Annotated in this window: 11 protein-coding genes and 2 tRNA genes; 10 read left to right on the top strand and 3 right to left on the bottom strand. The window is 71.9% G+C overall.

The window, feature by feature from the left end:
• Positions 1–274 precede the first annotated feature (274 nt).
• Positions 275–350 (bottom strand) — tRNA-Val (locus N1F89_RS01445).
• A 201-nt stretch (positions 351–551) separates the two neighbouring features.
• On the opposite strand from N1F89_RS01445, the gene N1F89_RS01440 reads away from it, so the two are divergent.
• Positions 552–628 (top strand) — tRNA-Asp (locus N1F89_RS01440).
• A gap of 285 nt (positions 629–913) precedes the next feature.
• Here N1F89_RS01440 and N1F89_RS01435 read toward each other — a convergent pair.
• The gene (locus N1F89_RS01435) at positions 914–1,762 is read right to left on the bottom strand and encodes an IclR family transcriptional regulator (RefSeq protein ID WP_290080771.1); all 849 of its coding nucleotides are present in this window, start codon (positions 1,760–1,762) and stop codon (positions 914–916) included.
• A gap of 420 nt (positions 1,763–2,182) precedes the next feature.
• On the opposite strand from N1F89_RS01435, the gene N1F89_RS01430 reads away from it, so the two are divergent.
• Genes N1F89_RS01430 through N1F89_RS01410 form a run of 5 tightly spaced genes read left to right on the top strand, consistent with a single transcriptional unit; the run spans position 2,183 to position 6,938 of the window.
• On the top strand, positions 2,183–3,076 hold the full coding sequence (locus N1F89_RS01430) for an aldose 1-epimerase family protein (RefSeq protein ID WP_290080769.1): 894 nt from the start codon (positions 2,183–2,185) through the stop codon (positions 3,074–3,076).
• Complete coding sequence (locus N1F89_RS01425; RefSeq protein WP_290080767.1) at positions 3,076–3,747, top strand: SDR family oxidoreductase; 672 nt, start codon at positions 3,076–3,078, stop codon at positions 3,745–3,747. Before N1F89_RS01430 ends, N1F89_RS01425 begins: the two co-directional genes overlap by 1 nt.
• Entirely contained in the window at positions 3,741–4,970 is a 1,230-nt protein-coding gene (locus N1F89_RS01420; RefSeq protein WP_290080766.1) for an amidohydrolase/deacetylase family metallohydrolase, read from the top strand. Before N1F89_RS01425 ends, N1F89_RS01420 begins: the two co-directional genes overlap by 7 nt.
• Positions 4,967–5,992, top strand: coding sequence for a Gfo/Idh/MocA family oxidoreductase (locus tag N1F89_RS01415; protein ID WP_290080765.1), 1,026 nt, complete (start codon positions 4,967–4,969; stop codon positions 5,990–5,992). Before N1F89_RS01420 ends, N1F89_RS01415 begins: the two co-directional genes overlap by 4 nt.
• A gap of 7 nt (positions 5,993–5,999) precedes the next feature.
• Positions 6,000–6,938, top strand: coding sequence for a DMT family transporter (locus N1F89_RS01410; RefSeq protein ID WP_290080764.1), 939 nt, complete (start codon positions 6,000–6,002; stop codon positions 6,936–6,938).
• Positions 6,939–7,046: 108 nt separating this feature from the next.
• Here the strand turns inward: N1F89_RS01410 and N1F89_RS01405 are convergent, their stop codons facing one another.
• Positions 7,047–8,552, bottom strand: a complete 1,506-nt coding sequence (locus N1F89_RS01405; protein ID WP_290080762.1) for a PLP-dependent aminotransferase family protein — start codon at positions 8,550–8,552, stop codon at positions 7,047–7,049.
• 115 nt (positions 8,553–8,667) lie between these two features.
• On the opposite strand from N1F89_RS01405, the gene N1F89_RS01400 reads away from it, so the two are divergent.
• The 4 genes from N1F89_RS01400 to N1F89_RS01385 are packed head-to-tail and all read left to right on the top strand — an operon-like array spanning position 8,668 to position 13,725.
• Positions 8,668–10,260: an ABC transporter substrate-binding protein gene (locus N1F89_RS01400; RefSeq protein WP_290080759.1), complete on the top strand. Its 1,593-nt coding sequence runs from the start codon at positions 8,668–8,670 to the stop codon at positions 10,258–10,260.
• A gap of 8 nt (positions 10,261–10,268) precedes the next feature.
• Positions 10,269–11,246, top strand: coding sequence for an ABC transporter permease (locus N1F89_RS01395; RefSeq protein WP_290080756.1), 978 nt, complete (start codon positions 10,269–10,271; stop codon positions 11,244–11,246).
• Positions 11,246–12,085 carry an ABC transporter permease gene (locus N1F89_RS01390; RefSeq protein ID WP_290080754.1) on the top strand — a complete coding sequence of 280 codons (840 nt, stop codon included), beginning with the start codon at positions 11,246–11,248 and terminating at the stop codon, positions 12,083–12,085. The genes N1F89_RS01395 and N1F89_RS01390 overlap by 1 nt, the downstream gene beginning before the upstream one ends.
• The gene (locus N1F89_RS01385; protein ID WP_290080752.1) at positions 12,082–13,725 is read left to right on the top strand and encodes an ABC transporter ATP-binding protein; all 1,644 of its coding nucleotides are present in this window, start codon (positions 12,082–12,084) and stop codon (positions 13,723–13,725) included. Before N1F89_RS01390 ends, N1F89_RS01385 begins: the two co-directional genes overlap by 4 nt.
• Positions 13,726–13,730 lie beyond the last annotated feature (5 nt).

Genomic DNA, 13,730 nt, shown 5'->3' with positions numbered 1-13,730 from the left:
CACGACAGGGGACATCCTCGTCACCGCCAGCGGACGCATCTGCATGCACCGCAAGAAGGTCAATGTCTCGACCGTGCTGGCCGGTCAAAGCCTCGGCATCAAGGAGGTCGACGAGGGCATTTGGCTGGTCAGCTTCATGCACCATGATCTGGCATAGATCGACCTGGAACAGGGGACCTTGCAGACCAGCGACAACCCTCGCCAAGCACGAGCTTGTCACCCATGTCTTACGGACAAGCTGTTACCCATGTCTCCGGGTCGTACAGGGATGGCGTGGTGGGCGATGAGAGACTCGAACTCCCGACATCTTCGGTGTAAACGAAGCGCTCTACCAGCTGAGCTAATCGCCCCTCGGCGGCGGTCCGTTTAGGCCGTTTGCCGGCGCCCCGCAAGGAAAATCGGCCCGCCGGCGGCCGCCCGCGCGGGCCGGCGGGGCGGTGCGGTCGCGCCGGCTCGGCGCGATGCTTGAAAAGCCCGCGCGCCTGCTTGACAGGGTTCCGAGAACCGCCTAATTGACCGCCACACGCGAGCTCGAAAAGAGACGCGTTCGCGCGGGTGTAGCTCAGTTGGTTAGAGTGCCGGCCTGTCACGCCGGAGGTCGCGGGTTCGAGCCCCGTCACTCGCGCCATTCTCTCGAATGGCCTCCTTGTTTCCCGAAAGCGGAGCGGATCGCCGCTCGGTGTCCGCGGCCGTTGCCGGTCGCGCCGCAGCCGGCCGGCGACGCCAGTCTCGCATTCCGGTTTTTCGTCCGCCCGGTTTCTTCCGCGCCGACCGTTGCGCAATCGCGCGCCGGGCGGCGGTCAGCACGGGCGGGCCGCCGCGCAAGGCGGGGGTGGCGGATCGACAGCACGGACACGCCGCGCCGCGGCGACCGGTCGCTTCGGCGCGGCGGCCACGCCGCCGCCTGGCCGGCTCACGCCCCGTCGGCGGCCCCGGCGGCCGGCGGCTGCCAGCCGAGCGCGCGCGACAGCGCCTGCGCGGCCTCCACGTTGCGGTCGATGATCGCACGGAAGGCCGCCGAATCGGCCTCCAGCCCGATGGTCGAGATGCTGAGCGCGCCGACCACGCTGCCGGTCGCGTCGCGCACCGGCGCGGCCGAGCACTGCACGGCGCGGTTGTATTCGCGCAGGTCGAGCGCGTAGCCGCGGCGCCGTGCCTCGGCCACCTGGTCGAGCAGCGCGCGGCGGTCGGTCACCGTGCGCTCGGTGTGCGGCACCAGCTCCATCGCCGCAACCAGCGGCTCGAGCTCGGCCGGCTCCAGCCCGCTCATCAGTGCCTTGCCGAGCGCGGTGCAGTAGAGCGGCCGGCGGCTGCCGATCTCGGTCAGCACCTTGACCTGCTGCTCCGGCGGCTCGACCTTCTCCAGGTAGCACACCTGGTGGTTGAGCATGGTGGCGAGCTGCACCGTCTCGCCGACGCGCTCGCACAGCGCCTGCATGATCGGCAGCGCCACGTGGCGCAGGTCGCCATGCGCCCGCGCGCCGGCCTGCAGGCGCAGGATCGCCGGGCCGATCACCCAGGTGCGCTTGTCGGGATCGAACACCGTGTAGCCGTCGTCGGCCAGCGTGCGCAGGATGCGCAGCGTGGTGCTGCGGTGCAGGCCGACGGCCTGGCTGACCGCGCTGAGCGACAGCGGCCCGATCGCCGCCGACAGCGTTTCCAGCACGCGCAGCGAGCGGTGCACGACCTGCACCGAAAGCCGCGAGCGGCCGTCCGTCTCGGCCGCGCCTTGCGCGGCGGGCAGGGGGGCGTTCTCGTTCATCGGGTCCGTTTCCCGCCTGCGCCCGGTGCCGCCGGCCGCCGCGCGCGGCCTGGCATGCATCCGGCAGGATCGATTGGAAGGCTCATCGCGTCGTCCGCGGTCCACGTCACGTTCTTCGGCCTGCTGGTCTAGCACGCCATGCCGCCGCGAGGAAACGTCCGGTTGCAGCCGCGCACGCCGTCTGGGCGCAAAGTGGCTCCGTCCTTTTGCCCGAAACCGGCTCTGTTCGCCGGCCGCCGCGTCGGCTAACGCTTGTCGGCCGGCGGTGCCGTGCCGGCGCACGCCCGTCCGCAAGGAGACCACGCGATCGCCCATGCCGCCGCAACACGCGCCCGCTCAGCCGGCCCGGACCGCCTCCTCCCTGAGGTCCGTCGCCGGTCGTTTCGCAGGACGCCGGCCGCCGCCCCGCGGGGCGGCCCGGTGAGCGCGCCCGTGCGGCTCGTCTCGGCCGATGCCGAGGCGTGCGTTGCGCCCGGCGGCGGCGAGCCGGTCGCCTGGCGGACGGGCGGAGCCGATCTGCTGTGGCCGGGCGACGCCGCCCACTGGTCGCGCTCGAGCCCGGTGCTGTTTCCGATCGTCGGCCATCTCGCCGGCGGCCGGCTCGTCGCCGACGGCCGGAGCTACCGCCCCGGCGTGCACGGCTTCGCCCGCGACGCCGAGTTCGCGGTGGTCGGGTGCCGCGCCGACCGGCTGCATCTGCGGCTCGTCGACAGCCCCGCCACCCGGGCGCTCTATCCCTTCGCCTTCCGCCTCGACATCCGCTACCGGCTGACGCCGCGCCGCTTCACGATCGCCTTCGAGGTCGCCAACACCGGCCGCCGCGCCATGCCCTATGCGCTCGGCTTCCACCCCGGCTTCCGCTGGCCGTTTTCCGCCGGCGCGCGGGCCGGCCACCGCGTCGTCTTCGCCCGGCCCGAGCGCGCCGCGGTGCCGCAGATCACGGCCGACGGGCTGATCGGCGCCGGCCGCCGGCCCGTGCCGCTCGCCGGCCGCGTCCTGCCGCTCGCCGACCGCCTGCTAGACGGCGAGGCGCTGTGCTTCCTCGACGCGGCGAGCCGCAGCCTGCGCTTTGTCGCGCCCGACGGCGCGGCGATCGCGATGGCGGTCGAGAACTTCCCGCATCTGGCGCTGTGGAGCCGGCCGGGCGCGCCCTTCCTGTGCATGGAGGCCTGGACCGGCCATTCCGACCCGGCGGGCTTCGCCGGCACGCTGGCCGACAAGCCGTCGATGCGCTGGCTGGCGCCGGGGGCGGCGGCGCGGCATGCCGTGCGGCTTGCCTACCGGCCGGCCGACGCCGCCGGGGCGGGCGCCTGATGCCGACGACGCTGATCACCGGCTGCGACACCGGCATCGGCCGCGAGTTCGCGCTGCAGTATGCGCGGGCCGGCTGGTCGGTCGTCGCCACCCACCGCGACATCGCCAATGCCATCGCCGGCGTCGAGGGCATCCGCAACCTGCCGCTCGACGTCACGCGGCCGGAGGCGTTCGTCGCGCTCAAGCGGGCGCTGGGTGCGGAGCCGATCGACCTGCTCGTGTCCAATGCCGGCATCGGTCTCGACACCGGCCGCCTCGGCGCGCTCGACTTCGGCTATGTGCGGCAGATGCTCGAGGTCAACACGATGGGGCCGCTGCGGCTGGTCGAGACGCTGGCCGACAACGTGGCGGCGAGCGGCGAGCGGCGCATCGCCGCGGTCACCAGCCGCATGGGCTCGATCGGCCTCAACCTGTCGGGCGGCCACTACGGCTACCGCGCCAGCAAGGCCGGCCTCAACGCGCTGATGCGCAGCCTGGCGGTCGACCTCTTCGCGCGCGGCATCACCGTGGTGCTGATCCATCCCGGCTGGGTCGACACGGCCGGCGGCGGCGGTGGCGGCGCGCTGGCGGTCGCCGACAGCGTCGCCTCGATGCGCGGCGTGATCGCCCGGCTCGGCAACCACGAGACCGGCCAGCTCCTGTCCTATGACGGCACGCCGCTGCCATGGTGACGCGGCGGCCGCGCTACGACCTGCTGATCGCCGGCGGCCGGCTGGTCGACCCGCGCGCCGGCCGCGACGGCCGCTTCGACCTGGCGCTGGCCGGCGGCCGCGTGGCGGCGGTCGCGCCGCGCATCGACCCGGCCGAGGCGGCGCGCGTGCACGACGCCGAGGGCCTCATGGTGGTGCCGGGCCTGATCGACCTGCACACCCATGTCTACCATTCCGCCACCGCGCTCGGCGTCGCGCCCGATCCGCTCGCCGCGCGCTCGGGCGTCACCACGCTGGTCGATGCCGGCAGCGCCGGCGCCGGCACCTATGCCGGCCTGCGCGACTTCGTCATCCGCCCGGCCGCCACCCGCGTGCTCGCCTATCTCAACATCTCCTATCCCGGCATCTTCGCCTTCGACCGCGGCATGATGGTGGGCGAGGCGGCCGACCGGGCGCTGCTGTCCGTCGCGCACTGCGTGGCCGTCGCCGAGGCCAACCGCGACACGATCGTCGGCATCAAGGTGCGCATGGGCGCCGGCACCTCCGGCGAGCTCGGCCTTGCCGCGCTCGACTGCGCGCTCGACGCCGCCGAGCGCGCGGGCCTGCCGCTGATGAGCCACATCGGCCGGCCGCCGCCCTCCTATGCGGCGGTGGTCGACCGGTTGCGGCAGGGCGACGTGCTGACCCACTGCTTCCGGCCGGCGCCGAACGCGCCGGTCGACGAGGCCGGCCGCGTGCTGCCGGCGCTGCGCCGGGCGCGCGAGCGCGGCGTGCTGTTCGACATCGGCCACGGCATGGGCGCCTTCGGCTTCGACAGCGCCGAGCAGGCGGTGGCCGAGGGCTTCGCGCCCGACATCGTGTCGAGCGACGTGCACAGCCTGTGCGTCGACGGGCCGGCCTACGATCTCGCCCACACGATGAGCAAGCTCGTCGCCTGCGGCGTGCCGATCGCCGACGTGCTCGCGATGGCGACCGACGCCCCGGCCCGCGCGCTGCGCCGGCCCGACCTCGGCCATCTGGGGGAGGGGGCGGTGGCCGACGTCACGCTGATCGCGCCGGTGCCGGCCGATTTTCCCTTCCGCGACGTGACGGGCGGCGAGCGGCGCGGCCGCTGGCTGCTGCGGCCGGCCGGGCTCTACCGCGCCGGCACCTTCGTGGCGCCGGCCGCAAGGCCCTTCGAGGCCGGCCATGACCGCCCGGCCGGCGGCCGATCCGATCGAGACAACGCAATGGAGGCACCATGAGCAATCCCACCCGCATCGCGCTCGCCGGTTTCGGCGCCTGGGGCCAGATGCATGCGCGCGCGGTGGCCGACATCGACGGTGCCGAGATCGTCGCGCTCTACTGCCACGGCGAGAATTCCGCCCGTGCGGCGGCCGAGCAGCTTCCCGGCGTCGCCCGCTTCGACGACTACCGCGCCATGCTCGGCGCCGGCGGCTTCGACGTGGTGGTCGTCGCCTCGCCGAACCACGTGCACGCCGACTACGCCGCCGCGGCGCTCGAGGCGGGCGCCGACGTCTTCCTGGAAAAGCCGCTCGGGCTGACGCTCGCCGAGTGCGACCGGGTGATCGCCGCCGCCGCGCGGAGCGGCCGCAAGGTGGCGCTCAACCACGAGCTGCGCGTCTCGCGCCAGTGGGGTGCGGTGCGCGACATCGTCGCCGCCGGCGATCTCGGCCGCGTCGAGTACCAGCACCTGTCGCTGTTCCGCCACAAGTTCCGCCAGGGCTCCGGCGGCTGGCGCTACGATCCCGCCCGGGTCGGCTCGTGGATCCTGGAGGAACTCGTCCACTTCTTCGATCTCGTCATGTGGTATGCGCGCGAGAACGGCAAGCCGGCGCGCGTGCACGCCCATGGCAGCGGCGGCGAGGGCGGCCTGGTGCGCAACTTCGCCACGACGCTGGAATGGGCCGACGGCTCGCTCGCCGTGCTCAGCCAGTGCCTGTCGGGCTTCGAGCATCACACGCTGCTCGAGGTGGCCGGCACGCACGGCGCGGCGCGCACCTGGTGGTCGGGGGCGATGGACCGCACGCTGCATCCCGAGTTCGCCCTCAAGGTGCAGCGCGGCGAGGCCGAGCCGGAGGCGGTCGACATTCCGCTGTCGGGCGAGGTGTTCGAGCTCAAGGAGAACATCCGCCAGGCGCTCGCCGGCTTCCGCGAGGGCCGCTCGATCCTGCCGCCGGAGGAGGCGCGGGTCGCCGTCGAGGTCTGCCTGGCGGCCGAGGAGGCCTTCCGCACCGGGCGGCCCGTCGCGCTCGCCGCAGACTGAACCGCGCATGGCCCGCGGCGGCGACACGGCGCCGGTCCATGCTGCGCTGAGCGCGCCGCTCGGCGGGCTCGCCGCCGTGTTCGCCTCGGTGTTCTTCTGGCAGTCGGGGCTGATCGTCCAGAAGGTGCTGGTCGCCGGCTCCAATGTCGGCTCGATCATGCTCGTCCAGCTCGGCGCGGCGGCGGCGCTGATGTGGGCGGCGCTCTTCGCCGCCGGCCGGCTGCCGCCGGCCGACCGGCGCTCGGCGCTGCACCTGGCCTGGGGCGTGCTGGCGCCGGGCCTCGTGTTCGCGCTGGCGATCTCCGGCGCCCGGCTCACCGACGGCGCCAGCGTGGCGCTGATCTGGGGCCTGTTTCCGATCGCCGGACCGCTGATGGCGCGCGTCCTGCTCGGCGAGCGGCTGCACTGGACCTTTCCCGCCGGCGGCCTGGTCGGCTTCGCCGGGCTGGCGCTGATGACGCTGTCGCGCTCGGCCGACGGCACCAGCGTCATGGCCGGCAATCTGCTGGTTCTGGCCGCGGTGTTCTTCGCCTCGCTCAATTCGGTCATCGCCCGCGTCTTCAACCGCGGCCGCTCGGTCTGGTACCACGTGGCGACGCTGCAGCTCACCGGCGCCGGCATCGCCGCGGCCGTCTTCGTCGCCGCCACCGGCTGGTCGCCGCCCGATCTCGCCCGCCCCGGCGAGCTGGCGGCGATGGCCTATCTGGTGCTGTTCATGACGGTGATGAACTTCCTCGGCTACAACTACGCGCTGTCGCGCGTCGCCGTCGCCTGGGTCGGGCTGCTCGGGGCGCTGGCGCCGGTCTTCGGCCTGTCGACGGCGGCGCTGCTGCTCGGCGTCAGGCTCGACGGCAGCGACCTGATCTTCGTCGGCATCATCCTGTGCGGCGTGGCGCTGCCGCATCTGCGCCGCGCCCTGGCCGGCCGCGTGCGGGCGGCCGGCTGAGCCGGCCTGGCGCGTTTCCGGGCGACGTGGAAACCGGTTCGCCGGTCGAAAACGCGTGACGACAAGGACTTGGAGCCGATCTTTGCGTCCGCGAAACGCAGAATGGCTCTATCGCTCGGGCCGCGCCTCCTCCAGCGCCGCGGCGAGCCGCTCCAGCCCGTCCTCGATCGCCGCCGGCGTGAAGTTGCCGAAGCCGAGCAGCAGCGCCGGCGGCATGGCGCGCTCGACGGCAAGCCGCGACAGCGGCGTGATCTCAAGCCCGTGGCCGGCCGCCGCCTGGCTGACCGCCTGGTCGCTCCAGCCCTCGGGCAGCCAGGCGAGAAGCTGCAGGCCGGTGTCGGCCGGCCGCAGCTCGAGCAGGCCGGGCAGGCGCCGGCGCGCCGCCTCGATCAGTGCGGCCCGGCGCGCCGCGTAGAGCCGGCGCATGCGCGCGATGTGGCGGCCGAGATGCCCCTCGGAGATGAAGCGCTCGACGATCACCTGCTCGAAGGTCGGCGACTGGCGCCCGGCGACGATGCGCGCGTTGACGAACAGCTCGACGAAGGGCCGCGGCACCACGACGTAGGCGAGCCGCAGGCCGGGAAACAGCATCTTGGAGAAGGTGCCGACATAGACCACCCGCTCGCCGCCATCGAGCCCCTGCAGCGAGCGCACCGGCCGGCCGCGGTAGCGGAACTCGCTGTCGTAGTCGTCCTCCACGATCCAGCCGTTGCTCTGCCGCGCCCAGTCGATCAGCGCCAGCCGGCGCGGCAGCGACAGCGTGCTGCCGAGCGGAAACTGCGAGGAGGGGCACACGACGGCGAGCCGCGCGTCGGGATGCAGCCGCTGCGCGGCGGCCAGGTCGAAGCCCTCCGCGTCGACCGGCACCGCGCCGATCGCCGCGCCGGCCGCGCGCAGCGCCGCCACCGAGCCGGGAAAGCCGGGATCCTCGCACCACACCTTGTCGCCGGGGTCGAGCAGCAGCCGCATGGCCAGGTCGAGGCCCTGCTGGGCGCCGGCCACGATGACCACCTGGTCGGCCGCGCACACCACGCCGCGGTTGATCATCAGATAGCGCGCGATCGCCTCGCGCAGCGGGCCGTAGCCGGCCGGCTCGGTCTCGCCGAGCAGCGCGGCCGCGCCGATCGCGCTGTCGCTCATCAGCGATTTCATCAGCCGCCGCCACAGCGACACGGGAAAGTCGTCGACCGCCGGCATGTTGATGCGGAAGGGCACCGGCCGCTGCGGCACGCGCAGCGAGCGCGCCACCGCCGCGTAGCGTTCGGCCCGCCGCGCGATGCGCGCCACGGCCGCCGCGCGGCCGGCCGCGTCGTCGCCGTTCGGCCGCGGCGCGTCGGGCAGCTGCATCGACACGAAGGTGCCGGAGCCGTGCCGCGTCTCCACGAAGCCCTCGACGGCGAGCTGCTCGACCGCCCAGGTGACGGTGTTGCGGCCGATGCCGAGCGACTTGGCCAGCTCGCGCGTCGACGGCAGCCGGTCGCCCGGCCGCAGATGGCCGTCGAGGATCGCCGCCGCGATGCGCTCGTAGACGGTGCGCTGCAGCGACTGCGTGCCCTGCGCGCCGTCCATGCCGGCGAAGAGTTCCGTGGTCCTGTCCTTGCCGCGCCTGGCCACGCCGCCGTCTCCCCGATTGTCCAAGTGGCTCCGTCAGATTAGCCGGAATTGGCTCTTCCTCAAGAACACTTCATCGGGAATAGTCGTCGCTGGAGTGCATGTGAGGGAGAACACAATGCGACCACAACGAACAATCAACAGATGGGCCACGGGCCTGGCGGCCGCCGCCGTCGCGCTCGCCGTGTCCGGCGCGGCGGCGCAGGCCGAGCCGCAGCGTGGCGGCACGCTGAACTCGACCCTGTGGCCGGAGCCGCCGGGCATCGTCATCGGCATCAATCTCAACGCGCCGACACTCCTGCCCAGCACCAAGATCTTCGAGGGGCTGCTCACCTACGACTTCCAGCTCAACCCGCAGCCGATGCTGGCCGAGAGCTGGGAGGTCAGCGAGGACGGCCTGACCTACACCTTCAACCTGCGCGACGACGTGACATGGCACGACGGCGAGCCCTTCACCTCGCAGGACGTGGTCTACACGCTGACCGAGTTCATCCCCGAGGTGCATGCGCGCTCGCGGCCGACCTTCGCCCGCGCCAAGGTCGAGGCGCCGGACGACCACACCGTCGTGCTCACCCTGGAGGAGCCGTACGGGCCGCTGATCCGCTCGTTCGACGCCATCGGCGCGCCGATCGTGCCGGAGCACGTTTATGCCGGCTCCGACATCCGCGAGAACCCGGTCAACCGGTCGCCGATCGGCACCGGTCCGTTCAAGTTCTCCGAGTGGAAGAGCGGCGAGTACATCCATCTCGTGCGCAACGACGACTACTATCTCGACGGCCGGCCCTATCTCGACGAGATCTACTACCGCTTCATTCCCGACAGCGCCTCGCGCGCGCTGGCGCTGGAGACCGGCCAGGTGCAGCTCGCCACCCAGAACGACATCGAGCTGGTCGATCTCGGCCGTCTCGAGGCGATGCCGCATCTCGAGGTCACCACCAAGGGCTGGGAGTGGGGCGCGCCGATCTCGTGGCTCGAGATGAACCACCGTCGCGAGCCCTTCGGCGACGTGCGCTTCCGCAAGGCGGTGATGTACGCGCTCGACCACGCGTTCATCCGCGACAACATCTTCTTCGGCTACGCCAAGGTGCCGACCGGGCCGATCCATTCCTCGTCGCCGTTCTACACCGACGACGTGGTGACCTACGAGCACGACCCGGACAAGGCCCGCGCGCTGCTCGACGAGATGGGCCTGACGCCCGACGGCGATGGCGTGCGCGCGGAGATCGGCCTGCTCGGCCTGCCCTATGGCGAGCTGTGGGACCGCCTGTCGCAGTACATCAAGCAGGCGCTCGGCGAGGTCGGCGTCGAGGTGACGCTGGAAGCCTCCGACGTCGCCGGCTGGGGCAGCCGCATCGCCAACTGGGACGTCGACATGTCGACCACCTATCTGACGACGCTGTCGGATCCGGCGCTCGGCGTGGCGCGCAGCTACATCACCGACAACCAGAAGAAGGGCGTGCTGTTCACCAACACTGCGGGCTATTCCAATCCGGAGGTCGACCGGCTGTTCGCCGAGGCGGCGTCCGAGCCCAACCACGAGAAGCGGCTCGAGATGTACCACGAGGTGCAGAAGATCATCGCCGACGAGGTGGCGCTCGCCTGGCTCGCCGAGCTGCAGTGGCCGACCGTGCATGACGCCAAGCTGAAGAACGTCGTTCGCAACGGCCTCGGCCCGAACGACAACTTCGCCGAAGCCTACTTCGAGCAGTAGGCCGACCGATGCGCCAGCTCGGATTCCTGGTGGGATGGCTCGTCAAGGCGCTGGTGGTGGTGCTCGCCATCACCATCCTCAACTTCCTGCTGATCCGGCTGGCGCCCGGTGACCCCGCCATCGTGATGGCCGGCGAGGCCGGCGCTGCGGACGAGCGCTTCCTGGCGCAGATCCGCAGCGACTTCGGCCTCGACCGTCCGCTCCTCGTCCAGCTCGGGATCTATCTCAAGAACGTGCTGACGCTCGATCTCGGCCAGAGCTACCGCAACCAGCGTGCCGTCGTGGACATGCTGTTCGAGCGGCTGCCGGCGACGCTGCTGCTGACCGGCTCGGCCTATCTCTTCGCGCTGGTCTTCGGCCCGCTGCTCGGTGCGATCGCCGCCATGAAGGCGCGCACCGTCTACGACAGCGCGCTGATGGTCGTGGCGCTGTTCTTCTACGCCACGCCGATCTTCTGGGTCGGCCTGCTCCTGATCCTGGTGTTCTCCGTGCAGCTCGGCTGGCTGCCGCCGTTCGGCATGCAGAGCCTGATCCCGGTGGAAGGCACGCTGGCGCGCACGCTCGACATCCTGCGCCACCTGATCCTGCCGGCCGTCACGCTCGGCCTGTTCTACGTCGCCGTCTATGTCCGCCTGACGCGCGCCTCCATGCTGGAGACCGCCACGCTCGACTACGTCAAGACGGCGCGGGCCAAGGGCCTGCCGGAGTGGCGCGTGGCCACCGCGCACATCCTGCGCACCGCGCTGCTGCCGATCATCACCTTCGCCGGCCTGCAGGCCGGTCACCTGGTCGGCGGCGCCATCGTGGTGGAAACGGTGTTCGCCTGGCCGGGCATCGGCCGGCTCGCCTTCGACGCGCTGTTCCAGCGCGACTACAATCTCCTGCTCGGCGTCTTCCTCTTGTCGGCGCTGATGGTCGTCTTCTTCAACATGGTCACGGACATATTGCTGCGGGTCGCCGATCCGCGCATCGGGAGCCGCGCCTGATGTCGTTCCTCAAGCGTTTCGCCGAGAACCGCGGTGCGCTTCTCGGCCTCGTCATCCTGGCGGCGATCGTCTTCGTCGCGCTGGCCGCGCCGGTGCTGTCGCCAACCGACCCGTGGGCGACGCAGGGCCGGCCGCTGCTGCCGCCGGGCTCCGACTTCGTGCTCGGCACCGACATGCTCGGCCGCGACGTGCTCGCCGGCATCATCCACGGCGCCCGCATCTCGCTGTGGATCGGCGTCCTGTCGACCGTCGTCGCGGTGGTGATCGGCGTCAGCATCGGCGCGCTCGCCGGCTTCTTCGGCGGCTGGGTCGACGACGTCCTGGTGCGCGTGGTGGAGTTCTTCCAGACGATCCCGAGCTTCATCTTCGCCATCCTGCTCGTCGCCATCCTGACCCCCGGGCTGACCTCGATCGTCGTCGCCATCGCCGTCGTCACCTGGCCGCCGATCGCCCGCCTGGCGCGCTCGGAGTTCATGAGCCTGCGCAGCCGCGAGTTCGTCGAGGCGGCGGTGCTGTCGGGCGTGTCGCGCGGCCGCATCATGCTGGCCGAGGTGCTGCCCAACGCGGTGTCGCCGCTCATCGTGATGGGCTCGCTGATGATCGCCACCGCGATCCTCACCGAATCGGCGCTGAGCTTCCTCGGCCTCGGCGACCCCAACCGCATCTCCTGGGGCTACATGATCGGCGCCGCGCGCACCGTCTTTCGCCAGGCCTGGTGGCTGTCGGTCTTTCCCGGCCTTGCCATCGTGCTGACGGTGCTGGCCATCAACCTGGTCGGCGAGGGGCTCAACGACGCGCTCAACCCGCACCTCAAGGGACGCATCGGGCTCGAGCGATGAACGCGATCACCACGACCCAACCGCTGGTCTCGATCGAGGGGCTGACCATCGGCCTGCCGTTCGGCGGCGACCGGGCGCGCGCCGTCGACGCCATCGACCTGTCGGTGCATCGCGGCCGGGTGCTGTGCGTCGTCGGCGAATCGGGCTCCGGCAAGTCGATGACCGCGCATGCGATCATGGGGCTGGTGCCGCGGCCGCTCAAGGTCGACGGCATGATCCGCTACGGCGGCGAGAATCTCGTCGGCATGCCGGCCGCCCGCCACCGGCGCATCCGCGGCAGCCGCATCGGCATGGTGTTCCAGGAGCCGATGGCCGCGCTCAACCCGGTGATGAAGGTGGGCAAGCAGATCGAGGAGGTGTTCCGCTTCCACGGCGTGCCGGGGCCGCACGACGCGCGCATCGTCGCGCTGCTCGAGCAGATGGGCCTGCCGGAGCCCGAGCTGCTGCGCCACGCCTATCCGTTCCGCCTGTCGGGCGGCCAGCGCCAGCGCGTGATGATCGCCATGGCGCTGGCGCTCGACCCCGACCTGCTGATCGCCGACGAGCCGACGACGGCGCTCGACGTCACCACGCAGAAGCAGATCCTGGCGCTGCTCAAGACGGCGCAGGCCGAGCGCGACATGGCGATCGTGCTGATCACGCACGACTTCGGCGTCGTCGCCGAGATCGGCGACGAGGTCGCCGTCATGCAGCACGGGCGGATCGTCGAGCGCGGTCTGGTCTCCGAGGTGCTCGGCAACCCGCAGCACGACTACACCCGCACGCTGCTGGCCGCCGTGCCGCGGCTCGAGCCCAACCCGTCGACCAAGCCGGCCGGCGCCGAGACGCTGCTTTCGGCCGACCGGGTGACCAAGGTCTACGCCTCGCGCTCCGGCTTCTTCGGCCCGCGCCGCGAGGTGCCGGCCGTCACCGACGCGACGCTCAGCCTGGCGCGCGGCGAGACGCTCGGCATCGTCGGCGAATCGGGCTCCGGCAAGTCGACGCTGGCGCGCATCATCGTGCGCCTCCTGACGGCCGACAGCGGCGAGGTGCGGCTGGCCGGCGTCGAGCGCAACCTTCTCGAGCTCGGCCATCGCGAGCTGGCGCCGCTGCGCCGCCGCGTGCAGATGGTGTTCCAAGATCCCTTCGCCTCGCTCAACCCGCGCCGCACGGTGTTCGAGATCGTCGCCCAGGGACTGCTCGCCCACGGCACCGGCCGCCGCGAGGCGCGCCGCCGCGTCGAGGAGCTGCTCGACCTGGTGGCGCTCGATCCCGCCGTCGCCGACCGCTATCCGAACGCCTTTTCCGGCGGCCAGCGCCAGCGCATCGGCATCGCCCGCGCGCTGGCGCTCGAGCCCGACCTGATCGTCGCCGACGAGCCGGTCTCCGCCCTCGACGTGTCGATCCAGGCGCGCGTGCTCAAGCTGTTCTCCGACATCCAGCACCGGCTCGGCATCGGGCTGCTGTTCATCACCCACGACCTGCGGGTGGCGGCCCAGGTGTGCGACTGCGTGGCGGTGATGCAGCGCGGCCGCATCGTCGAGATGGGCACCTCCGAGCAGGTGCTGTTCGAGCCGCGCCACGACTACACGCAGCTCCTCATCGATTCCATCCCCGGGCGCGGCATGCTCTCCGCGCACACGGGCTCACGCGCCAAGTAAGGGAA

This window comes from Aquibium sp. A9E412 (assembly GCF_030398335.1).
Lineage (GTDB): Bacteria > Pseudomonadota > Alphaproteobacteria > Rhizobiales > Rhizobiaceae > A9E412.
Note: the sequence above shows the minus strand (reverse complement) of the source record. Positions and strands in the feature narration are given on the sequence as shown.

Excerpts from the sequence above, each read along its gene's own strand:
- N1F89_RS01410 (WP_290080764.1), top strand. The coding sequence starts at position 6,000 with ATGGCCCGCGGCGGCGACACGGCGCCGGTCCATGCTGCGCTGAGCGCG.
- N1F89_RS01385 (WP_290080752.1), top strand. The coding sequence starts at position 12,082 with ATGAACGCGATCACCACGACCCAACCGCTGGTCTCGATCGAGGGGCTG.
- N1F89_RS01415 (WP_290080765.1), top strand. The coding sequence starts at position 4,967 with ATGAGCAATCCCACCCGCATCGCGCTCGCCGGTTTCGGCGCCTGGGGC.
- N1F89_RS01425 (WP_290080767.1), top strand. The coding sequence starts at position 3,076 with ATGCCGACGACGCTGATCACCGGCTGCGACACCGGCATCGGCCGCGAG.
- N1F89_RS01395 (WP_290080756.1), top strand. The coding sequence starts at position 10,269 with ATGCGCCAGCTCGGATTCCTGGTGGGATGGCTCGTCAAGGCGCTGGTG.
- N1F89_RS01420 (WP_290080766.1), top strand. The coding sequence starts at position 3,741 with ATGGTGACGCGGCGGCCGCGCTACGACCTGCTGATCGCCGGCGGCCGG.
- N1F89_RS01390 (WP_290080754.1), top strand. The coding sequence starts at position 11,246 with ATGTCGTTCCTCAAGCGTTTCGCCGAGAACCGCGGTGCGCTTCTCGGC.
- N1F89_RS01435 (WP_290080771.1), bottom strand. The coding sequence starts at position 1,762 with ATGAACGAGAACGCCCCCCTGCCCGCCGCGCAAGGCGCGGCCGAGACG.
- N1F89_RS01400 (WP_290080759.1), top strand. The coding sequence starts at position 8,668 with ATGCGACCACAACGAACAATCAACAGATGGGCCACGGGCCTGGCGGCC.